The organism is Bowmanella denitrificans, from assembly GCF_039522935.1.
Lineage (GTDB): Bacteria > Pseudomonadota > Gammaproteobacteria > Enterobacterales > Alteromonadaceae > Bowmanella > Bowmanella denitrificans.
Genome location: NZ_BAAAEI010000001.1, coordinates 69,685 through 91,292 on the forward strand (window position 1 = coordinate 69,685; position 21,608 = coordinate 91,292).

A 21,608-nucleotide genomic window follows, 5' to 3' on the forward strand; every position below is an offset into this window, starting at 1 on the left:
ATCAAAAATGATTAAAGAGAATCAGCTAAAACGCTGAGAATACGTTCGCATGCTTTGCCGTCGCCATAAGGGTTATGGGCGCGGCTCATTTGCTGGTAAGCCTGGTTATCGTTAAGCAGCTCACTAAGCGCCAGCTTGATTACCTGGCTGTCTGTACCTACCAGCCTGACTGTCCCCGCTTCCACAGCCTCTGGGCGCTCGGTGGTATCACGCATAACCAGAACGGGCTTACCTAAAGACGGGGCCTCTTCCTGAATACCACCAGAATCGGTAAGGATCAGATAGGCCTTATCCATCAGATAAACAAAGGGCAGGTATTCCAGAGGCTCAATTAAGTGAATATTGTCTACCCCTTTCAGTAGCCGATTCACAGGCTCCTGAACATTGGGGTTTAAATGCACCGGATAGATTATCTGACAATCGGGGTGAGCTTTTGCCGTATCCAGTAAAGCCTGGCAAATACGCTCAAAACCGCCGCCAAAACTTTCACGCCTGTGTCCGGTTACCAGTACCAGTCGCTTACTCGAATCCAGCATTGGGAAACTGGCAGCCAGCTCACTCTGCAGAGCACTGTTTCCGCTGATTTTTTGTCTTATCAGCAACAATGCGTCAATAACCGTATTGCCGGTAACGCTGATATGCTCTGCACCATAACCTTCTTTAAGCAGATTCTGCTTAGATGTCTCGGTAGGGGCAAAATGAAACTGGGTCAGACAGCCGGTTAACTTGCGATTTGCTTCTTCAGGCCATGGCGAATAGATATTGCCGGTACGCAAACCGGCTTCAACATGCCCAACCGGTATCTGACGATAATATGCAGCCAACGATGCAGCAAAAGTGGTGGCTGTGTCACCATGCACCAGAACCACATCTGGGCTAAATTCTGCCAACACTTCGTCTAGTCCGGTCAAAATTCTGGAAGTGACCTGTCCCAGGGTCTGGCCAGGTTGCATGATATTCAGGTCATACTCAGGTTCAATTTCAAACAGCGCCAGAACCTGGTCAAGCATTTCCCGGTGTTGCCCTGTTACACAGGTGCGCGAGTCAAATCGCGGGTCTGCCTTGAGGCTGTGTACTAACGGCGCCATTTTTATGGCTTCCGGCCTTGTACCGAACACAATCAGTACTTTTTTCATCACGAGTCTCCCTGGGCCGCCTGTCGGCAGCCAGTCAAAAATCCAGAATTTTTTTACAGTTGATAAAAGGTTTTGTACCAGTCGACAAACTTAGTCATGCCCTTGATTAGGGTCGTCTTAGGGGCAAAGCCGGTACAACGATTCAATGCATCCACGTCTGCATAGGTCTGATACACATCACCTGGTTGCATAGGCAGGTAATTTTTATTGGCTTGCTTGCCACAGGCTTGCTCTATGGCACTGATAAAGCTTTCCAGTTCCACAGGCTGATTATTACCAATGTTATACAGTGCATAGAAAGGGTTATCAGGTTGCTGAGTAGGATAGTTTTCGCTGCCGGGAATGCGATCCTGCACCCGCACAATCCCTTCAACAATATCGTCGACATAAGTGAAATCGCGCTGCAGCTTACCGTGGTTATATACATCAATGGTTTTGTCTTCGAGTATGGCCTTAGTAAACTTAAACGGTGCCATATCTGGTCGCCCCCAAGGGCCATAGACAGTAAAAAAACGCAGCCCGGTGGTAGGTAACTGATAAAGGTGGCTGTAGGTATGCGCCATTAGCTCATTAGCTTTCTTAGTAGCTGCATAGAGTGAAATCGGCGTATCAACGCGGTCACTTTCACTAAAGGGCACTTTTTGCTGGTTGCCATACACTGAGCTGCTGGAGGCATACACCAGATGTTCTACCTGGTGATGGCGACAGCCTTCCAGAATCGTCAGCGTACCGGTCAGATTGCTGTCGGCATAAGCCATGGGGTTTTCCAGCGAATAGCGCACGCCGGCCTGAGCGGCCAGATGAATAACCCGTTGAAACTTTTGTTTGGCAAACAGTGCCGCCATCGCCTCGCGATTGGCCAAATCCAGTTTGATAAAATGAAATTTGGCGTAACCAGTAAGCTGCTCAAGTCTGGCCTGCTTGAGTGCCGGATCGTAGTAGTCATTTAAATTGTCAATACCTACCACTTCATGGCCTTGTTCCAACAAAGCTTTGGCAGTAAACATACCAATAAAGCCCGCTGCACCGGTTACCAGGAATTTCATCTTGCTTCCTTTAACTCTGCATATTTATAAACATAGGGGCTGGATTAACCAGTCCCACTTTAGTACTGGGTAACGCTCTGTCCGCGCCCTATGGCGTAGTAAGTAAAGCCTTTTCGTTTCATACGATTTGGCTCAAACAAATTACGCCCATCGAAGATAACCGCCTCGCTAAGCTGTTGCTTAATCTGGTCGAAATCCGGGGCTCGGAATTGCTGCCATTCGGTACAGATGATTAAAGCATCGGCACCGCGCAGTGCCGCTTCTTTGGTGCCCACCAACGTTAAGTCTTCACGCACACCATAGATACGCTGAGTTTCTTCCATGGCTTCAGGATCAAAGGCCTGCACTTTGGCACCTTGTTCCCACAAGGCTTCTAACAGCACTCGGCTGGGTGCTTCACGCATATCATCAGTGTTAGGTTTAAAGCTAAGTCCCCACAAAGCAAAGGTTTTACCCGCCAGTTGCTGACCAAAATGCTGCTTAACCAATGCAGGCAATTTACTCTTTTGCCTGGTATTCACGCTTTCCACCGCTTGCAAAATAGCGGGTTGGTAGTCGTGCTGCTCTGCGGTACGAATCAAGGCTTGCACATCTTTAGGAAAACAACTGCCGCCATAACCACAGCCAGGATAAATAAAGTGATAGCCAATCCGCGGATCAGACCCAATGCCGCGGCGCACCGCTTCGATATCGGCACCAAGGATCTCTGCCAAATTAGCCATTTCATTCATAAAACTAATCTTGGTGGCCAGCATACAGTTGGCGGCATATTTGGTTAGTTCAGCCGAGCGCACATCCATAAACACCACTTTGTCGTGATTACGGTTAAATGGCCCATACAGCTCGCGCATTAAATCCTGAGGGCGCTCATTATAGGTGCCGATAATGATGCGGTCAGGGCGCATACAATCGTTAACGGCTGCCCCTTCTTTCAGAAACTCAGGATTAGACACCACATCAAACTCAATATCCGCGCCGCGTTTGGCCAGAATATCCGTTACTCGTTGTTTGACTTTATCGGCGGTGCCCACTGGCACCGTGGATTTATCAATAATGACTTTGGGACAATCCATATGCTCGGCGATGGTGGACGCCACGGCCAGGACATATTTCAGATCGGCAGAGCCATCCTCGTCGGGGGGCGTACCCACAGCGATAAACTGTACCTCACCATGCTTCACACCATGAGCCGCATCAGTGGTAAAGTTCAGGCGCCCCGCCTTGAAATGGCTTTCAACCAAAGGGGTCAGGCCTGGTTCATAAATGGGGATAACACCTTTTTTCAGGTTCTCGACCTTGGTTTCATCCACATCCACACACACCACATCATGGCCAACTTCAGCCAATACTGCGGCTTGCACCAAACCAACATAGCCAATACCAAATACTGTTACGCGCATTCTTCCGCCCTAATGTTTTAACTCATTCACCCCGTCGATTATTGCTTAGGGGTTAATTGGGGGAAAGCCCCGGTCTCCAGCTCTTTTAGCAAGTCTTCCATTACCATGCGGATTTGTGGGCCAAAACGCTCACTATGCAAGGCATACTCAAGATTGGCCTGCAGCAAACCCATTTTGTTACCGCAATCATGACTCTTACCCACAATCTGATAAGCTTCAATTTTTTCCAGCAGCAGCAACTGATGCAATGCATCGGTCAGTTGTATTTCGTCGCCGGCACCAGGTGGAGTGAATTCCAGAAGATCCCAAATGGCCGCCGACAATACATAACGGCCGGTAATCGCTAAATTGCTTGGGGCATCATCCAGGTCAGGTTTTTCCACCATGTCCTTAATCAGGGCATTGTCACCTGCATTTAGCGTTGCGCCGCTGATATCGACTATACCGTACTGATTGACCAGCTCCTGCGCCACCGGCTCCACCATAATCTGGCTGTGCTGGGTTTGCCCAAAACGCTGCACCATGGCCGCCAGATTGTCTTTTTTGAGATTACTACGATGCTTATCCACCATGACATCAGGCAGTATCACCGCAAATGGCTGCTCACCAATCACCGAACGCGCGCAAAGAATAGCGTGACCAAGGCCTAACGCCTGGGGTTGGCGTACCGAAATAATGGTTACATTTTTGGGTACGATGTTGCGCACTTCCTCCAGCAACTGGCGTTTTACCCGCTTTTCCAAGGTGGCTTCCAATTCGAAGCTGGTGTCAAAGTGGTTTTCAATACTGTTTTTAGAGGAATGTGTTACCAGTACAATTTCGGTAATCCCCGCCGCCACCGCTTCCTGCACAACATACTGAATCATCGGCTTGTCGACCACCGTCAGCATTTCCTTGGGAATGGCTTTGGTGGCCGGCAACATACGGGTCCCTAGACCAGCCACAGGAATCACCGCCTTAGTTACCGGCGATTTAGTAGTTTCTTTGAAAGAAGTTTTCGACATTTGAGCCATCCTTATCAATTAAACGCGGACAGCTTGAAAAAGGCAGGAATTACCCAAATTCAGTTAAGTCCGATTTAACTTATTTGTAACAACAGCAAGGGCTGCGTCCAAATTTTCGAGCCACGGATAATAACACTTTTTGTACGATATCCGCCAGAGATGACGCCTTTATGACGTCAACTTTTTGACCTGAAATTTTAGAAATCCTTCAACAAATAGGGTAAACCCACTATTTTCAAGACTTTTTTAATTAAAGCGGCAGAAAGTAAAGCTTTGCCGAAGGGCAAATATAATTTTCCAATACTCTATCCTGTGAACTTTTACTACTAATAGCTTACAGGCTGCCGCACCAAAGATGCAGAATAACACTGTATTGAGAGACCAGGCAGCGTCTCTAAATGGCGACAACAAAGGTATGACAGCAATGTAACACGCGAAATCCAATTTCCCATTTAACCCCTTGTTCGCTTTAGGTTATGCTTTGCGCACTCTAGCCTGGAAGGCTGACAGGATTTGATGTACTGGCTTTTGTCCCCGCGAAACGGCTCTTTTTTTACGGCATTTTTTGCTGGCATTCTGGCGTGCCTGTTGGTCAGTTCTGTGGTCCAGGCGGTGCAGGAATATTTTCAGTTTGACCAGGCCTTCTATCAACGCATTACCGCCAGGTATGGCGAACGAGCCAAGCGTCCGGTGCAGGATTGGCAGGAACTGATACAAGATCATCTGCAGGATGACATTCAGGTCAAACTGAATGCGGCTAACTACTTTGCCAACCGCAGAGTCCGATATGCAACCGACAAGGTACATTGGGGCCAGAATGACTATTGGGCCACCCCGATAGAAAGCCTGGTCAGCCAACGTGGTGACTGTGAAGACTATGCGATTCTTAAATATGCTTCTTTACGCGCTATGGGGGTGGAAGAGGACAATCTCCGTTTAATGTATGTGCGGGCCACCACAGTTAATGAACCGCATATGGTGCTGATTTATATTGATGCCGAGCAACCTATGCCATTGGTGCTGGATAATCTGACAGATAAAATCCTTCCAGCCGATCAGCGCCAGGATCTGAGGCCTGTTTACGCATTCAACGGTCAGGGACTATGGCTGGCGCGTGCCAAAGGCATGGGTAAACCAGTTAAGAACAGTCCTGGCGTGGCAAACTGGACAAAGTTGCTGGAACGGATAGAACAGGGTGAATAGTGGCGCAGAGGTTAACCGAGCCCAGTGCAGGCCGGTATTTCAGGAGAATAACAAATGAATGAACAACGTGGCGCAAAGCTGACAGGCGGCCTGTCACTCAAAGCCCAGCTGTACGGCTTATTGGCTATTTTGCTGGCACTGGCTTTTGCCAGCGCCCTTTATACCAACGTGGAAGGAATCCGCGCTTATCAGGCAAAGCAGTTGGCTTCGCATGCCCAGGATGCGGCCCACAATCTTGGCCTGGCTATTTCCCCACATCTTGATGAGCCCGATCTGATTTTGGCCGAAACCATGGCCAGCGCCATTTTTGATTCGGGTTATTACGAGCAGATTCAATTCACCGATGCCGAGGGCAATGTCAGATTCAAACGCACCCATGAAGGTGGCGAAATCGCTGCCCCCAAATGGTTCCGGCAGTGGTTTGTGTTAGATGCGCCGATAATGCAAAGCGAAGTCGCCAATGGCTGGGTAGCGGGGGGCGTGCTGACTGTGCAGTCGCATGTGGGCCAGGCCTATGAAACACTTTGGCAAAGCGCTGTCAGCCTGTCGCTGAACACTCTTTGGTTACTGGTAGCAGCAATGTTGATTGGCTATCTAATCCTAAAAGCCGTGTTAAGTCCCCTTTCAGCATTACAAAGCCAGGCGCTGGCGATAATGCGTAAAGAGTTTCGCCAGGTAAAGCGTCGCCCTTTTACCATGGAGCTTCGAGCACTGGTAAATGCCTTTAATCAGATGGTCAGTAATACCGAACGCAGTTTTTCTGAACAGGCTGCCTATGCCAAACGTTTGTCGGAGCAACTGTATATTGACGGCCTATCCGGCTTGCCCAACCGTCAGGCCCTGCTAATGCAGTTTGAACCGCAAAAAGAAGAAGCCTTATTGCATCACGATAACCTGCAACTGGGTTTGATTCGCCTTCCCTCTTTAACAGAGCTCAATCAACAACAGGGTTATGCCGCAGGCGACGAATACCTGCTTCACTGTAAAAACCTGGTAGAACAAATCCTTAGCCAATATCCAGACAGCCGCCTTTACAGATTATCAGGGTCTGAACTGGCGATACTGAGCCGGCTTGACACCGAGCAACACCAACAGTTGGTGGAACAGTTACACAATGTCTTTCAATCGCAATCACCAGAGCTTTACCCCCAAGGCTTTGCACAAGTCTTCATTACCGATGTTGGCATGCAGGAACCATTTCAGGATGCCATTGCCAGACTGGATACCTTACACCTGACCCACAACAGTATTGAACCCTCAACGGTTCAACAAATGGCCGTGCCGCAGCAAAGTCGCCAGCATTGGCAGACTATCATCAGGCAGTATACCGCCATGGCACAAACCGGCATGGCAATCGAAAACCAAAGCCAGTTTGATCAGATAAATGACCAGTTGGCGGGCCATTTTGAATTAATGTTGCAACCAATATTAAGTAACACAGGCGAAATCCTTTATTCCGAATCACTGGTGCGTTTTAACTGGCGACAGGACAGCTTATCTACTGCAGCCACCTTTGCCATGGCAGAACGTCTGAACCTGGGTCCAGCCCTGGAGCGCGCTGTTCTGTGCTTTATTTTGTCAACGTTGCGCCACTATAAAGAGCATAAAACAGGCATTAATTTGAGTAATGTGTTTGTCACCGACAAACAACATCAGCAATGGCTGCTGACCTTACTAAAAACTCTAAAGGGCCAGCTTCCGTCGCTGGTATTTGAAATCAAGGAAAGTGCCCTGCACCATCAGGGAAACAGAATTAATGACCTGATTCAGGCATTGCATAGCAATGGCGCTGAAGTGACCATAGAGCACTTTGGCGCACATTTGGGTAGCTTCCAGGCCATCGGTAATCTGGACATCGATTATGTCAAGATTGACGGTAGCTTTATTCGTAGTTTGAACCAAAACAATAATCTGTTCTTTGTGCAGAGCCTAACCCAGATCTGCCATGCCGTGGGCATTAAAGTGTTGGCAAGCCATGTTGAAAATGCCACTACCGCCAGACAGTGCCTGCAATTGCACCTGGATGGCATTCAGGGACGAGGGATTGCTGATGCAGCATCAATTAATGATTGTTTTAAAAATTTCATATACAGCGACACGCCCGCTGGTTTAGAATTGCGCAATCAATTTTTGTCTTAGTCAATGAGGGACCATTATGAAAATCAAGCATTTGTCCGTTCTTATGGCCGCCGCTTTGTCTGTTTCTGCTGTACAAGCACAAGAATCAGCATTGAATCTGGCCCAACTTCAACAAGCTTATGCTCAAGCTGCCAACCAAGGTCAGACTTTTGTGCAGTATCTGCGTCAGCAAGTGCTGACCGATGAAATGATTGCAGCCGATCCGGCTGCTGCAGAAGGCACATTGTCTTCGTTGCTGGCACTGCTGAGCAACGATCAGGATCAGGTGTCTGAACTGCTGAATTCTGTCAGCACATCCGGACTGAGCTCTGATCAAATTCTGGCCAGTGCTGTAGGTGCAGGTATTGACCCTACCCTGGTGGGTAATCTGGTTACCGATACACAGACAGCCGCACCAGCTGCAGCTACTGGCCCTGCCCCTGCTCCAGGCGTACTTGGCCTGGGTGCCGGTGCCGGTGGTGGTGGTACTACCGCATCTACCAACTAAGTTGAAGTTATCTGTAAAAAGGGCCGACAGGCCCTTTTTTGTTTGTGGACTCAATAACTAGTATGTCAGCAAGATTATCAGCACAAAGTAGCACGCCCCTTATATGGTGGCTGGGCTTAATTCTGATTTGGGCTCCTATTCCGCTTGGCAGTAACCGCCCGTGGGCCTGGGATCTTCTGCACGCACTGATAGCCCTTGGTGGGCTTTGGCATTTTGTTTTGGTGTTACGGCAAAAAGCCAGCTTGTGGCCATCGGTTCGTCTCAGCACCTTGCTTTTGGGGCCTGTACTGATTGCTGGCTATCTGACGCTGCAAAGCCACTGCCTGATAGCTGGCATTTGTAGTGTTGATCCCTTTCAAACCGGAATTATGCTGGAAAAAACCCTGTATTTAGTATTGTTTATGTATCTGCTTTGCCAGCACTGCACCAGCCAGACACAGTTAAAGGTTATTTTAACCTGCATTCTGATATCCGGCGGATTCCAGGCCTTATATGGCAGTCTGCTGCACCTTAGTGGCGTGGAACTGTCGCCGGTGTTCGGAGTTGCAGAGGGTGAACGCGCCAGAGGCAGCTTTGTTTATCAGAATCAGTTTGCTAACTACCTGGCACTTTGTCTGTGTTTGGCCATCGGCTGGATGCTCAGTGAACTCAGCACTAACAAGCAACGGCTGTCCTGGGGAAAATGGCTGCGGTCACTGTCTGAGCTTATGCTGAGTAGAAAGCTTTTGCTGCGTCTGGCCATTATTTTAATGGTAATAGGTTTAGTGCTTAGCCGTTCCAGAATGGGTAACGCTGGCTTCTTCACCGCGTTAGGGCTGGTTTCAATACTGGCGTTATTTATTTACCGCCGCCCACCACCACTGCTCAAATGGTTGGTACTGAGCATTTTTATACTGGATATGCTGCTTATCGGCTCCATGTTTGGCGTGGAAAAAGTCAAACAGCGTATGCAGGAAACCAGTTTTGTCAGTGAAGCCCGCGACGAAGTGGTATTGCACAGCCTGCCATTACTGCAAAAAGAAGGTCTCAGGGGTACTGGTGGCGGCACCTTTTACACCGTATTTCCGGCTTATCAGCAGGGCTCTTATAGTGGCTTTTACGACCATGCCCATAATGATTATCTGCAATTTGCCATAGAGCTGGGCTGGCCCATCACCCTGATATTATGCTTGTGGCTGGTGTGGGTGCTGTGGCAAGGCCTGTATGTAATGCACAAGCGAAAAACCAAGTTGTACCAGGGCATTGCCTTCGGATGCAGCATGGCTTGGGTGCATATGGCCATGCACAGTACAGTGGATTTTAGCCTGCAGGCGCCGGCCAATGCCTTATTGTTTGTCAGCCTGCTTAGCTTGATCTACTTGATCAGGACGCTGCCCGCTGAGTACAAAGCCGGGTCAGATTTTTAATTCGGCTTTGCTCTAAGGCTGGGGTTTTGTTCAGTAAATACGGACAAACGATATCCTGGCGCTGGTATTGGGCGGTCAATTCCCTCAGGGCCTTAAAAGTAGGCCAATGAGATTCTGCCGCCCGACCAACAATACTCAGCAACCATATTTTGTCCGCAATAGGCAGGCTGCCCCAATTGGCCAGCCCAACGGTCAGTTGCTGACGTAAAACTTCCGGGATAAAGGGGCCATATTGTTCAGCCCGTTTAAGCTGTGTTATTGCACCCGGCAGGTCATTACCTATAAATGCCAGCGCATAGCCATAATCAGAATAGGCATTGGGCCAATCAGGCCTGAGCTGAATGGCGTTTTCATACAGGTGGATCAGGCTATCCAGTTGTTTTACTTCGAAGCCAAGATATATCCCCCATTCCATTACTTTCGCCAGGGTCAGCATATAATGAGCAGAATTTGGTTTGCTACTAAGCGCTATACTGGCAGCCTGCTTAGCCAGTTGATAAGTGGCCAGGTCCTGCTCTTTACCCGCTTGCCACTTGTCCAGTTTGTCAGCTGCCACATAATACTGAATATTGCCATGGGCCGTGGTATATAACCCGGGCAATTGCCAGACCAGCAGTAATAGCATGATTACTGCAAAGCTGTATTTCAACGCGGGATTTAACTGAATAGAGAGCGGCATATCGCCCCTGGCGTCGTCACCATCAAACGTTCAGCCGTTTCTTCCCCAAGCAATTGCGCTGTATGACTGAAGGCTTGTTGCATTCGCGGCGGTCTGCGCTTAACCGAATGGGTATCTGAAGCAATAATGTCGAACAAGCCGTCCTTAAGCCAGCGCTCGCCGAGTATCTGAGCGGTCTCCCCCATTTCACCAACCAAAGCGGCGGCGGTGAGCTGAAATAAACATCCAGCCTGTTTAAATGGGCGAATCAAGTCGGGATTAGCCTGCAGATCACGGTTACGTTCAGGGTGGGCTATCATCGGCACTATGGATTGTTTCATAAGCCAGCGGATCAGCCGATCGGCACCGGGCGGAATATGGCTGTGAGGAAATTCCAGCAGCAGTACCTTATTGCCGTTCAGTTCACCTAAAAACAGCAACTGTGCTTTTTCCACCGCGGGCAACAACTCAGCACAAACCCTGGCTTCACAGGCACTACGCAATTCGATATTGATTTGTTCTGCATCGCACAAGGACTGCAGATGGCCCAGGCCTGCCAGAATTTTCAGCCTGTCATTGTCAAAACGCCCTGGATACCAGTGTGGTGTGCAGACTATACGTGTTACCCCTTGCTGATGGGCAAGACGCAACAAAGCCAGTGACTCTTGTGCGTCACTGGCCCCGTCATCAATACCTGGGATTAAATGGGCATGAAGATCAATCATGCCTTGTCAGCAGGTTGTTCATAAGCCTGATAGTAACCGTATTCTGAACTGCCACCATAGTAGCTGGTCTGCTTATCGGTGGCCAGTTGGTTAACCACCACCCCATACACTCTGGCATGCGCCTGATGCAGCTTAGCCAGAACATGTTGCACCACAGGGCTGCGGGTGCTGTCGGCTTTCACCACTAACACCACCGCATCCGCTTTGGGTGCAATCACCAGGGCATCACTCACGGCCTGCACCGGCGGCGTATCGATTATGATCTTATCGTAGCGCGATGACAGTTCTGCCAGCAGTTTACTCAGTTTGTCGCCGGACAACAGTTCCAGCGGATTCAGAGGCACCGCACCGGCTGGCATCACATCAATGCCCCGGACATCACGGATAATACAATCGTCCAACTCTTCGGTGCCACCAATACAGTCAGCCAAGCCAGCCTGATAAGGCGGTAATTCCAGACGACTGGCCACAGTGGGCTTACGCATATCCGCATCAATCAGCAGCACTTTTTCCAGGCTGGAGAACGCAAAGGCCAGATTAAGAGACGCCGTGGATTTACCTTCTTCAGGCAATGAAGACGTCACCTCTATCACTTTAAGGGGTTTGTCCAACGCCATCAGCGACAAGCTGGTTCTGATACTACGAACCGCCTCACTATACATTTTTTGCTGGTCGTCAAAGAAGGCAAAGGTTTTGTCTTTTTGCGCCAGACGTTTCTTCAGTCTGGGTATATAGCCCAGCGCCCGGTGACGCAGCAAAGTTTCGACGTCTTTGGGTGACTTTACGGTATCGTTCAGGGCGTCGAATACCAGCGCCACCACCATACCTAACCCCACACTGGCCACAAATGCCAACAAAATAATGAGTTTACGCTTTGGCTTGACCGGGTCAGTTGGCATAGTGGCAAAGTCGGTAAAGCGCGCCACGGGAGAATTAAAATCTCCTGCCACTTCGGTTTCCTTCTGACGCCCCAGGAAGTTATCAAATAAGGTGCGGTTGGTTTCCACTTCACGTTGTAAGCGACGATACTCTGTTTCAACCGAGCTTAAGCCGGAAAACACCGAACGAGCTTCTTTGAGCTGTTGCTCCAGGGCGACCAGATTCTGGTCGGCAGATTCCAGCTCCTTCTGGATACCGGCCACCAGCTCCTGAATCTGGCGACGCAGGTTTTCCTGGACAGTTTTAAGCTCGGCCTGCGCTGCAACCATCTTAGGATGTTTCGGGCCATAAACCTGCGCCAGCTCAGACACCTTGCGCTCAACCGTGATCAGTTCACGCCTGACGTTCTGAATAGATGGGTGAGACGTGACCTCTGGCAGACTCTGCAGACGCTGGTAGTTGTTTTTGTAACGCTCCAGCAATTGCCATAAACCTTCGGCTTGTGCCTTACGTGACCGTGCTGAGGTAATGTCGTCGGTAAGTTGCTGCAACTCGCGCGCATCCAAAGAGGTAATACCGGCCACATCCACCAGGTTATTGTCTTCGCGGAATCGTTCCAGGCGTTTCTCTGAGTCTTCCAGACGCTGGCGTAATTCTTCCAGGCGCCCGCCCAGCCAGGTATTGGCCTTTTGCGTGATTCCCATACGGGCGTCTAACTGGCTTTCGATATAGGCCTGGCCCAGCGCATTAGCAATATCCCGCGCAAGCTTGGGGTCTTCAGATTCGAAGCTGATTTGCACTAACTGCGTACGACGAATTGGGCTGACGCTGATGCGATCAATAAAGCGATTCAACGTCTTGGTCATCTTACGCGCCGCGGCCGCTTCCTGGTCCAGCGAAGGTTCTGAAGGCAGGAAAGGCAGCGCCGATTTAATCAGCTTGACCAGATCATTTGTCAGCGAGGATTTGCCCTGAAATTCAGGGTGCTCAAGAATATTAAACTGGTGAAACACCCGTTCAGCCACAGCTCTAGATTTGATGATTTCAAATTGGGTCAGGTAATACTCCTGCTGCATGGAGTTAAAACCGTACACTTCTTCGATCTTTATGGCCTGCGCCTGCTGCGCCTCAATCAATAATGTCGAGGTGGCACGGTAAACCTTCGGCATTCCGAACACCACCACGCCCACTAATACGGTGACCATAATGGCCATCAGCAGGATGCGCCATTTGGCCGCCATAATGACCATAAAGGTTTTACGCAGATCAATAACCTGCTCTCGGTTTTCCTGCTCCTGCAGGTTAACGGATTCCATAGGCGCCATGCTTAGAAAAATCTCTGTTGGATAGTAATGGTATCACCGGCAAATACCCGACTATTCAGAGTACCGGTTTCCTGCTGTGACTTACTGCCTTCACGGGACAGACTGACGCCTTCTTTAGACGCCCTCTCGGTCAAACCGCCTGCCAGTGCAACGGCTTGATTGACCGTCATACCTGGTTGATAGGGATAAGCTCCTGGCTTCTTCACCTCACCGTGTATATAGAATGGGCGGTACGCCACAATCCCCACATACACATTGGGATTGATCAGGTAGTCACCCTTCAGCCCATCATGGATCAATACTTCCACTTCCTTTAGGGTTAGGCCACTAAGGCGTAACGCACCGAGAAACGGATAATTGATGATACCGCTGTCGGTAAGCTGGGTGCTGAGATCAAGCTCTTCTTCCCCGTAAACCTTGATTTCGATACTGTCACCAGGCCCCAACCGGTAGTTTTCGCCCTCCTGGGCGAAAACCTGGCAAGACAATACAAAAAACAGAAAACACAGAACTCGCATATAGCCTCTTACAGATTCATGCCTACGCCAAGATAAACCACGCTCTTGTCGTATTCAAAACGCGCATCAGTGGAAGAACGATCAGAGATTTGCACGCCTCCCTCCAGCTTCCACAAGTAGCTGATACGATAGCTGGCTTTGGCTTCGTAGCGCCAGAACTTATCTTCCTGGTCGTACCCTTGATAGTCTGAACGAACATGTCCAACAGTCAGGTTAGTCTGCATGTCCTGACTCCAATCATGGCTCCAGCCCAAACCGTGACGGCTTTCTTTAATAACGTCACCACGCAGGTCCGGATCGCGGGCACGACGACCTGTTTCCAGAGTAACAGTGCTATAGGACAGAGGCTGCCAGTTCACTGCTGCCTGCCATGAAATACCGCTGAAATCTTCACGGCTAGCGGAGTCGAAACTCTTTTTCTGATAACCGATACGGAATTCACCACTGGTCAAAGCCGTAGCCTGCCAATCCATACCCACCAGGTAGCGAGTATCAATGTTGTCACGATCCCCACCCACCGGGTCGATTCGGTCATAACGTATATCGTCACGAGTTACCTGGGCAACCAGGCTGGTGAAAGCACCAGTATCGTAGTAGAAGGCCGCCTGTGCGTTGGTTTTGTTAAACTCACGGAACTGAGTAACGTTTTCCAGGTTCTGATAATCCTTCTGCGTATAACCACCACCAAGACGGATACGGGCAGGCGTAGAACGCGCACCAAACTCAAAGTAGCCGTTAACATCCAGCGTGCGGAATTCAGCTGGTTCGGCCTGGGCAGAGCCACCAGCATCAAATACACCAGTGCCGCGTTCCTCGTGGCCATCTACAAATTCAGCTTCAACAAAAACTCGGTGAGAATCAGAAAATTCCCATTTTGCGTCACCGCTGGCATAGGCATCCAGGAAATTATCTTGGCTGCTGGAGAAATAGTTGCCTTTGCTCACCCCGGCTTGCAGATTATATTCATTCACACCGTCCAACAGTCTGGCAGCAACAAAGGGTGAAAATACCGCAATGGTACTACCCTGTTCGTTTACCCCATCATTACTTACGTTGTCATCATGTTTCAGTTTAAAATCGAAGCCCGGCATAATATCAAAGCCGCTTTCGGTCTGAATCACATAGCCAGCCTGGTCCTGTGCAATAGCCGCTGAGCTCAGCGCAGTAGCGATTAACAGGCTTAAATAAGTAGGTTTATTCATGAAAAGTCCCCTAGTACGCATTTTTTCCGGTAAATCCCTTAAATAAAGTCATAAATACAATTCTGATATCAAACCACAGTGACCAATGACGTATATACTCAAGGTCATATTTGACACGCATTTCCATTTTCTCGAGGGTATCGGTTTCCCCCCGCCATCCGTTAACTTGCGCCCAGCCGGTAATGCCAGGCCGCACTTTATGCCTGAGCATGTAATATGCCACTTGCTTACGATATTCTTCATTGTGGGCCACCGCATGAGGACGCGGACCGACTACAGACATATCACCCATCAGCACATTGATAAACTGCGGCAGTTCATCCAAAGAGGTACGGCGTAAAAAACCGCCGAGTCGGGTAATACGTGGATCATTTTTAGTCGCCTGGACCACCCTGGCACCGTTTTCCTGCACGCGCATAGAGCGAAACTTCAATACTTTTATGGCCTTACCATCGAGCCCGTAACGGTTTTGACGGAAAAATACCGGCCCGGTGGAATCAATTTTGATCGCAGTCGCAATAAGCAGCAGTAATGGAGAAATCAGCAACAGCACAGCAGCACTGAATAACACGTCAAAGGTGCGCTTGTAGAAATCCTTAATACCATAGGCTGGCGATTCAAATACGCTGAGCGTATCCAATTCGCCTACGCTGCCGATACGTGCGTGCATCAGGTTTTTCAGCAGGAAGTCAGGCACCATCAATACATCAACAGTGGTGTCACCTAAACGCTGGATAATATCGGCAATACGCCTTTCCGCCAGCATCGGCAAACAAATATACAACTTTGCCACTTCACCTTGCTGGGCAAGCTGCACCGCTTCTTCAATACTGCCTTTGAGTAAATCCTTGTAGCCATTGCCTAAACGTTCGGCCGTTCGGTCGTCAAAAAAGCCGATACAGTCAAACCCCAGTTCAATATGCTGCTGCATTTCCTGATACAGCTCCATGCCTGACCGGGTCATGCCTACAATGGCGACTTTTTGCATACTCAGACCCCGGCGACGACGCCAGGCTTTAACATGCTTAGCAGAAATACGCCAACTCACCAGTGCCAGTAAGCTTGACGAATACCACCCCAAGAGCACAACACGGGAAAAGGTTGCGCCCTCTTTCAATACAAACAGCAATGAAAAAATCAGCAAAAAGCAGGCGCTATGCACCAGTATGACCAACATCAACATGCGGGAAAAACGCCCTACCCGCCAGGAGCGATAGAGGGCGACAGACTCGCCAACATAGGCATAAACCAGCACCAGCGACAGCAACACCAGCAAATAATCGCGCGAAAAATCAACACCATACAAGTAGCCGGCAACCAACAGGCTGGTAGCCAGAATGAAGACATCAATCAGGCGATAGATAAAATGTGTTGAGGAATCTACTTTGAATAACGACGAGGTATTCATTTTCCGGTCCTTGAAAAGAAGTACTTACATACCGCCTAAGGCAAATTGGTGCGCAATGCTAAAGTAAAGACATTGCAAATCCAACCACTAAATGACGAAAAATTACGCACATTTTGCCAGGCGCTTGAAATCTTAAAAAAAGTTCTACTCACTAAGTTGAACTTTACCTTGCGGCCTGCGCCAGGCTCTTACTGTGAACCAAGCACACAGCGCTAATATCCAGCCCGTTGCAGAGGCGGCGAAGTCAACCACACTAAACTGACGATGCGGCACCCAAGCCTGAATCAGCTCGTCTATGCCATATACCAGCAGTAAAGTCAGAAAAAACAAAAGCTGGCGAGCCCAAGTCTTTGCGCTGATACCCGATAACTTAGCCAGCGCCAGAGACAGACCAAAGCCTACGCAAATATGCAGATAATAATCTGCGCCCAGAAGCCGCTCAAACCACTTCGGCAATGCGCTCCAGGCTGGTATATATTTGGCAACAACCAACATTAAACAAAAAAAGCAAGCCAACAGAGCGGTACTGTAAGGAATAGTTAATTTCTGTTTCAGATTCATGAACACGCACACTTTCCTTGCAAGTTCCACAAACAAGCATTAACACCTCGTTAACACTTGAATTTACTGGCTTTGTGGCTTCTCTTTTTTAGGATAACAAGTAGAAAATAACAACGCATCTAAAACATAATATTATTTTTTTGGACTGTAGGACTCCTTTGGCACCAAACCCCCTCGTTTGTCAGAGTTTTTTACACACAAGATCCCAATGAATACAGAAACTTCAATACAATCAAAAGGATGGAATTAAGGCACAATTATTGCTTTAGGAAAAAGCAGGATATGTTGTTATTTATTTTCAGATAAGGAGATTCTCGATGCTGAAATCTAAGCTATTAAAGACATTTGTTGTATTTTCCGGACTTAGCATGGCCGGTGCGCAGGCCTCTATTCTTAACGGCAGTTTTGAGCAAGATCCAGGTACGAATCCTATTGTAATGAACGATTCCACCTGGGTTGCACCCGATCCTAATATTCCCTTTGCTGGATTGGTGGGTGCCGATGAAGGCAAAAGATGGGGAGTATTCTCCGGGTTATCAGACTGGAATGTGGTAGGTGGTGCCGGTATTGAAGCTAATGCCAGCGGTAATATCGCCGGTTTCAACGCTTATGATGGTAACTACTATGTAGAGATGGACACCCATTTCGACTACCAAAACCCGACCAATAGTAACACCACTATTTATCAGGAAGTTACCGGGTTAACAGTGGGTCAGCAGTATGAGCTGTCATTCGCTTATGCTTCACGTACCACCTTAGCAAATGACAATGGCGTAAGCATTTTCTGGGGTGACGATGTCGCTAATCTGTTCGATACATCAGTAATGGATGTGGATACAGATGGAACTGCATTGGCATGGCGTATCATTTCCCTGAAACTAACTGCCACAGCAGAAGATATGCTGCTGGGTTTCGGCTCTTTTGGCACCGAAGCCTATGATGTGATGTACAAAGGCAATCGCTATTACAACCCTGAAAGTAATGGTAAAGGTGGCATGCTGGACGCTATCAGCTTGAACGCTGTTGATGTACCAGAGCCGGCCAGCCTGGGTATTTTGGCACTGGGTTTATTGGGTCTGGGCGCCGCCCGTCGCAAGGCTAAATAAAGCTAACTGTCAGAAAGTTTTACAAAAAACGCCAGACACTGTCTGGCGTTTTTTTATGCCTGTATGTGGCGACTAAAAGCACATTCATTTTCACCGCAGAGGCGCTGAGGTCGCGGAGAAAAGCATAAGATCTCTCGGTCTATGTGCTCAAAAACTCGGCGTTCTCTGCGTCTCTGCGGTGAATAATATTGGCTTCTCGCAAAGACGCAGAGTGCACAGAGAAAAACACGCGGAGTAATTATTCCTTAAACAACTCTGTGCTCTTTGTGAACTCAGCGGCACTGCGAGAGATAGTTTCGTGACTTTCGTGGTTGGTCTTTATCCCTCTGCGAGTTTTTCTTTGCGTACTCGGCGGCTTTGCGAGAGGGCTTTGTTTATTTACTCGGCAGAAAGTCTTGTCTTCGTGATTCTTCTTTTCTTCGTGGTGATACGGGGCTGTTTTTAAAAAGCTATTGATCAGTCTCCAGTCTATCTCTGTGTTCTCTGTGCCTCTGTGGTTCTATTCTGTTTTTTACAGGATATTGCTTAGCGAACTCAGCGTCTCGGCGAGAGGCAATCCCGTATTAAGGTCAGTTCTGTGTGCTCAAATACCATTAGTAGGTTTTATCCAGCCCGGTAAGCAGATCGGTTTGTGGTCGCCAGCCTGTACTGAACAAAAGCGACGAGTCCAGCCATTTGCGTGGCGTGCCATCTGGTTTGCTGGTATCAAAATGAATGGTACCGCTGTAGCCGGTAATTTCAGCCATTGTTCTTGCCAGTTCAGCAATGCTGATATCGCTGCCACAACCAATATTAATGTGTGACTGCATAGGCGAAACCAACGCCCAAAACCTTGCTGTATCCATATCCATTAAGTGCATACAGGCTTGGGCCAGGTCGTCTACATACAAAAACTCCCTGCGCACCTTACCCGTCCCCCACACTGACAACTGGGGTTCATTGTTGCGCTTTGCCAAATGAAAGCGTTGCATCAGGGCCGGAATAACATGGCTGTGTATTGGGTGAAAGTTATCATAAGGGCCATACAGATTGGTGGGCATAACACTGCGAAAATCGCATCCATGCTGGCGATAATAACTTTCACAAAGCTTGATCGCGGCGATTTTTGCAATAGCGTAGGGTTCGTTTGTTGGCTCAAGATGGCCAGCCAGCAAACTCTCTTCAGACATAGGTTGAATCGCCAGTCTGGGATAAATGCAGCTGGAGCCAAGGTTCAGTAACTTGGTTACATCACTTTGATAAGCCGCATGAATAACATTGCAGGCAATCTGCAGGTTCTGATAAATAAAATCAGCAGGCAAATCACGGTTAGCCAGAATACCACCGACTTTAGCTGCAGCCAGATAGACCTCATCGATCTTATGCTGTTTAAAGAAATGGTATACGGCCTGCTGATCCAGAAGATCCAGCTCACTTCGCTCTGCCACCAGCAGTTTAATGTCAGGTCGCGCTGATAACTTTCTGACCAGGGCCTGCCCGACCAATCCATTATGTCCTGCAACATAGATGCATTTCATAGTTTGCCCGTTAATAACCATGGTGTCTTAGCAGTGCCAGCTGCTTGGCCTGCTTTAAATCGGACTCAACCATTTCGTGGCATAAATCAGTGAAGTTATAGTCAGGTTTCCAACCAAGTTCACGCCGGGCCTTGCTGGCATCACCAAGCAACGAATCCACTTCTGCCGGACGGAAATATCTTGGGTCTATTCGCACTATGATCTGACCTTGCTGCAACCCTGGTGTTAGCGTGGCATCCATCGATTTCACCCGACCGATTTCATCCTGACCTTCGCCTTCAAACTCCACCATGATGCCCAGCGCTGCAGCGCATTCCTGCAAAAAGTCCCGTACCGAATGTTGCTCCTGCATAGCGATCACATAATCGTCTGCTTTCTCTTGCTGAAGCATCTGGTGTACCGCCCGCATATAATCCTTGGCATGCCCCCAGTCACGACGAGCCTCAAGATTCCCCAGGTACAGGCAGTCCTGCAGCCCCAACGCCATGGCAGCAAGACCACGGGTGATTTTGCGGGTAACGAAGGTTTCACCCCGACGCGGGGATTCATGGTTGAACAAAATACCATTGCAGGTATACATGCCATAGGCTTCACGATAATTCACCGCAATCCAATAGGCATACAACTTAGCCACGCCATAGGGTGAGCGGGGATGAAATGGTGTCAATTCGTTTTGCGGTGTTTGTTTGACTAAACCATATAACTCAGAGGTAGAAGACTGAAAAAAGCGGCTATGTTTATCAAGTCCGCATTGACGCATGGCTTCTAACAGCCTCAATGTACCCAATGCGTCTACATTTGCCGTATATTCTGGGGTATCGAAAGAAACGGCGACATGGCTTTGTGCTGCCAGATTATATATTTCATCGGGACGGATCTCTGCCATTAGTCTGGCAAGCTGACTGGAATCGGTCATATCGCCATAGTGCAAGGTCAGTCTGGTGTCCTTATCATGCGGATCCTGATAGATGTGATCAATACGGCTGGTATTCAGAGACGAAGCCCGACGCTTCATACCATGTACCCTATACCCTTCAGCCAATAACAATTCTGCCAGGTAAGATCCATCCTGACCGGTTATTCCGGTAATCAATGCGACTTTTTCGCTCATGGTTTTCCTAATTGCTTACGACTCACCAATCTGTTCCACCAATGCCCTATCACCTGCCACAAACCTAACAGCAAAAATCTTGGGTTATGTTTGATGTAGCGCCAAAACAGACGTCTTGGTTCCTGACTAAAGCGATAAAGCCACTCTAAGCCTATTTTCTGCATCCATCTCGGTGCAGAAAGCTTTGTGCCTGTTATAAAATCAACGGCCGCACCAATACCAATCATTAATGGCCCTAGGTGCTGATGACTGGCCATCCATTTTTCCTGCTTGGGGCAGCCTAGCCCAACAAATAACAATTGTACCCCTTGAGCTTGGATGTCTTCGCGTACTTTTTCTTCTTCGCTTGCTGTAAGGGGACGAAAAGGGGGAGCAAAGCGGTACGCCAAATGTAACCTTGGGAAGCGATTCAGCAACACATCCGTTAACTGCTGTAACTGTACACTGTCGCTACCGCCATATATTCCCACCCTGATGTTGTGGTGCTGAGCTTGTTCACATAAAGCGAGAAACAAATCCTGTCCTCGAATCTGTCGCGCACTTGTATGCCCCATTAAGCGCTGCATCCAGCAAAGCGGACGCCCATCGGCCAGAACCAAGCGAGCCTGACTAAGCAGTAGTGCAAAATCCGGGTCGTCCAACGCTTCCATGCACATATGTACATTAGCCAAACATACATAGCCTTGTTGCCCGGTCCGGCATAATTCGATAATAGTGTCCTGAGCCTGTTGGAAGCCACTAACCGCAACATGAGTGGAAAGAATAACTGATTTCAAC

19 protein-coding genes are annotated in these 21,608 nt (G+C 48.8%); 5 read left to right on the plus strand and 14 right to left on the minus strand.

Annotation, left to right across the window (positions count from 1 at the left end; translation table 11 throughout):
- Positions 1-11: 11 nt before the first annotated feature.
- From wecB to galU, 4 genes are read right to left on the minus strand one after another with little or no spacing between them, the layout of a single operon-like run.
- Positions 12-1,136 carry a non-hydrolyzing UDP-N-acetylglucosamine 2-epimerase gene (wecB, locus tag ABD028_RS00300; protein ID WP_343840286.1) on the minus strand — a complete coding sequence of 375 codons (1,125 nt, stop codon included), beginning with the start codon at positions 1,134-1,136 and terminating at the stop codon, positions 12-14.
- A gap of 53 nt (positions 1,137-1,189) precedes the next feature.
- Positions 1,190-2,182, minus strand: coding sequence for an NAD-dependent epimerase (locus ABD028_RS00305; protein WP_343840289.1), 993 nt, complete (start codon positions 2,180-2,182; stop codon positions 1,190-1,192).
- A 59-nt stretch (positions 2,183-2,241) separates the two neighbouring features.
- Entirely contained in the window at positions 2,242-3,582 is a 1,341-nt protein-coding gene (locus ABD028_RS00310) for a UDP-glucose dehydrogenase family protein (RefSeq protein WP_102796351.1), read from the minus strand.
- Positions 3,583-3,620: 38 nt separating this feature from the next.
- Entirely contained in the window at positions 3,621-4,586 is a 966-nt protein-coding gene (gene galU, locus ABD028_RS00315; RefSeq protein WP_343840293.1) for a UTP--glucose-1-phosphate uridylyltransferase GalU, read from the minus strand.
- A 516-nt stretch (positions 4,587-5,102) separates the two neighbouring features.
- On the opposite strand from galU, the gene ABD028_RS00320 reads away from it, so the two are divergent.
- From ABD028_RS00320 to ABD028_RS00335, 4 genes are all read left to right on the plus strand, one after another.
- Positions 5,103-5,789 (plus strand): transglutaminase-like cysteine peptidase, encoded by a 687-nt coding sequence (locus ABD028_RS00320; protein WP_102796353.1) that lies wholly within the window; start codon positions 5,103-5,105, stop codon positions 5,787-5,789.
- Positions 5,790-5,843: 54 nt separating this feature from the next.
- Positions 5,844-7,928: an EAL domain-containing protein gene (locus ABD028_RS00325; RefSeq protein WP_343840298.1), complete on the plus strand. Its 2,085-nt coding sequence runs from the start codon at positions 5,844-5,846 to the stop codon at positions 7,926-7,928.
- Positions 7,929-7,944: 16 nt separating this feature from the next.
- Positions 7,945-8,415 carry a hypothetical protein gene (locus ABD028_RS00330; RefSeq protein ID WP_343840301.1) on the plus strand — a complete coding sequence of 157 codons (471 nt, stop codon included), beginning with the start codon at positions 7,945-7,947 and terminating at the stop codon, positions 8,413-8,415.
- A 62-nt stretch (positions 8,416-8,477) separates the two neighbouring features.
- Positions 8,478-9,821 (plus strand): O-antigen ligase family protein, encoded by a 1,344-nt coding sequence (locus ABD028_RS00335; protein WP_343840304.1) that lies wholly within the window; start codon positions 8,478-8,480, stop codon positions 9,819-9,821.
- Here ABD028_RS00335 and ABD028_RS00340 read toward each other — a convergent pair.
- From ABD028_RS00340 to ABD028_RS00370, 7 genes are all read right to left on the minus strand, one after another.
- Positions 9,778-10,446: a hypothetical protein gene (locus ABD028_RS00340; protein ID WP_343840306.1), complete on the minus strand. Its 669-nt coding sequence runs from the start codon at positions 10,444-10,446 to the stop codon at positions 9,778-9,780. The two genes, ABD028_RS00335 and ABD028_RS00340, sit on opposite strands and share 44 nt — an antisense overlap.
- Positions 10,447-10,478: 32 nt before the next feature.
- A complete protein-coding gene (locus tag ABD028_RS00345) occupies positions 10,479-11,204 on the minus strand; it encodes a tyrosine-protein phosphatase (RefSeq protein WP_343840308.1) in 726 nt (241 codons plus the stop codon).
- Positions 11,201-13,399, minus strand: coding sequence for a GumC family protein (locus ABD028_RS00350; RefSeq protein WP_343840310.1), 2,199 nt, complete (start codon positions 13,397-13,399; stop codon positions 11,201-11,203). The genes ABD028_RS00345 and ABD028_RS00350 overlap by 4 nt, the downstream gene beginning before the upstream one ends.
- A gap of 11 nt (positions 13,400-13,410) precedes the next feature.
- Entirely contained in the window at positions 13,411-13,926 is a 516-nt protein-coding gene (locus ABD028_RS00355) for a polysaccharide biosynthesis/export family protein (protein ID WP_102796360.1), read from the minus strand.
- A gap of 8 nt (positions 13,927-13,934) precedes the next feature.
- Positions 13,935-15,128, minus strand: coding sequence for an outer membrane beta-barrel protein (locus ABD028_RS00360; RefSeq protein WP_172449325.1), 1,194 nt, complete (start codon positions 15,126-15,128; stop codon positions 13,935-13,937).
- A 10-nt stretch (positions 15,129-15,138) separates the two neighbouring features.
- Positions 15,139-16,536: an undecaprenyl-phosphate glucose phosphotransferase gene (locus ABD028_RS00365; protein WP_343840315.1), complete on the minus strand. Its 1,398-nt coding sequence runs from the start codon at positions 16,534-16,536 to the stop codon at positions 15,139-15,141.
- Between the two features lie 144 nt (positions 16,537-16,680).
- On the minus strand, positions 16,681-17,097 hold the full coding sequence (locus ABD028_RS00370; RefSeq protein ID WP_343840316.1) for a VanZ family protein: 417 nt from the start codon (positions 17,095-17,097) through the stop codon (positions 16,681-16,683).
- 317 nt (positions 17,098-17,414) lie between these two features.
- Here ABD028_RS00370 and ABD028_RS00375 point away from each other — a divergent pair, with 317 nt between their 5' ends.
- Complete coding sequence (locus tag ABD028_RS00375; protein ID WP_343840319.1) at positions 17,415-18,203, plus strand: PEP-CTERM sorting domain-containing protein; 789 nt, start codon at positions 17,415-17,417, stop codon at positions 18,201-18,203.
- A 593-nt stretch (positions 18,204-18,796) separates the two neighbouring features.
- Here the strand turns inward: ABD028_RS00375 and ABD028_RS00380 are convergent.
- From ABD028_RS00380 to ABD028_RS00390, 3 genes are read right to left on the minus strand one after another with little or no spacing between them, the layout of a single operon-like run.
- Positions 18,797-19,720, minus strand: coding sequence for a GDP-L-fucose synthase family protein (locus ABD028_RS00380; RefSeq protein WP_343840321.1), 924 nt, complete (start codon positions 19,718-19,720; stop codon positions 18,797-18,799).
- Positions 19,721-19,730: 10 nt separating this feature from the next.
- Positions 19,731-20,831: a GDP-mannose 4,6-dehydratase gene (gene gmd / locus ABD028_RS00385; RefSeq protein WP_343840324.1), complete on the minus strand. Its 1,101-nt coding sequence runs from the start codon at positions 20,829-20,831 to the stop codon at positions 19,731-19,733.
- Entirely contained in the window at positions 20,828-21,607 is a 780-nt protein-coding gene (locus ABD028_RS00390) for a WecB/TagA/CpsF family glycosyltransferase (protein WP_343840326.1), read from the minus strand. Before ABD028_RS00390 ends, gmd begins: the two co-directional genes overlap by 4 nt.
- Position 21,608: the final 1 nt, after the last annotated feature.

Excerpts from the sequence above, each read along its gene's own strand:
- ABD028_RS00330 (WP_343840301.1), top strand. The coding sequence starts at position 7,945 with ATGAAAATCAAGCATTTGTCCGTTCTTATGGCCGCCGCTTTGTCTGTT.
- galU (WP_343840293.1), bottom strand. The coding sequence starts at position 4,586 with ATGTCGAAAACTTCTTTCAAAGAAACTACTAAATCGCCGGTAACTAAG.
- wecB (WP_343840286.1), bottom strand. The coding sequence starts at position 1,136 with ATGAAAAAAGTACTGATTGTGTTCGGTACAAGGCCGGAAGCCATAAAA.
- gmd (WP_343840324.1), bottom strand. The coding sequence starts at position 20,831 with ATGAGCGAAAAAGTCGCATTGATTACCGGAATAACCGGTCAGGATGGA.
- ABD028_RS00335 (WP_343840304.1), top strand. The coding sequence starts at position 8,478 with ATGTCAGCAAGATTATCAGCACAAAGTAGCACGCCCCTTATATGGTGG.
- ABD028_RS00350 (WP_343840310.1), bottom strand. The coding sequence starts at position 13,399 with ATGGAATCCGTTAACCTGCAGGAGCAGGAAAACCGAGAGCAGGTTATT.
- ABD028_RS00305 (WP_343840289.1), bottom strand. The coding sequence starts at position 2,182 with ATGAAATTCCTGGTAACCGGTGCAGCGGGCTTTATTGGTATGTTTACT.
- ABD028_RS00370 (WP_343840316.1), bottom strand. The coding sequence starts at position 17,097 with ATGAATCTGAAACAGAAATTAACTATTCCTTACAGTACCGCTCTGTTG.
- ABD028_RS00310 (WP_102796351.1), bottom strand. The coding sequence starts at position 3,582 with ATGCGCGTAACAGTATTTGGTATTGGCTATGTTGGTTTGGTGCAAGCC.
- ABD028_RS00345 (WP_343840308.1), bottom strand. The coding sequence starts at position 11,204 with ATGATTGATCTTCATGCCCATTTAATCCCAGGTATTGATGACGGGGCC.
- ABD028_RS00375 (WP_343840319.1), top strand. The coding sequence starts at position 17,415 with ATGCTGAAATCTAAGCTATTAAAGACATTTGTTGTATTTTCCGGACTT.
- ABD028_RS00380 (WP_343840321.1), bottom strand. The coding sequence starts at position 19,720 with ATGAAATGCATCTATGTTGCAGGACATAATGGATTGGTCGGGCAGGCC.
- ABD028_RS00365 (WP_343840315.1), bottom strand. The coding sequence starts at position 16,536 with ATGAATACCTCGTCGTTATTCAAAGTAGATTCCTCAACACATTTTATC.
- ABD028_RS00320 (WP_102796353.1), top strand. The coding sequence starts at position 5,103 with ATGTACTGGCTTTTGTCCCCGCGAAACGGCTCTTTTTTTACGGCATTT.
- ABD028_RS00360 (WP_172449325.1), bottom strand. The coding sequence starts at position 15,128 with ATGAATAAACCTACTTATTTAAGCCTGTTAATCGCTACTGCGCTGAGC.
- ABD028_RS00340 (WP_343840306.1), bottom strand. The coding sequence starts at position 10,446 with ATGCTATTACTGCTGGTCTGGCAATTGCCCGGGTTATATACCACGGCC.
- ABD028_RS00325 (WP_343840298.1), top strand. The coding sequence starts at position 5,844 with ATGAATGAACAACGTGGCGCAAAGCTGACAGGCGGCCTGTCACTCAAA.
- ABD028_RS00355 (WP_102796360.1), bottom strand. The coding sequence starts at position 13,926 with ATGCGAGTTCTGTGTTTTCTGTTTTTTGTATTGTCTTGCCAGGTTTTC.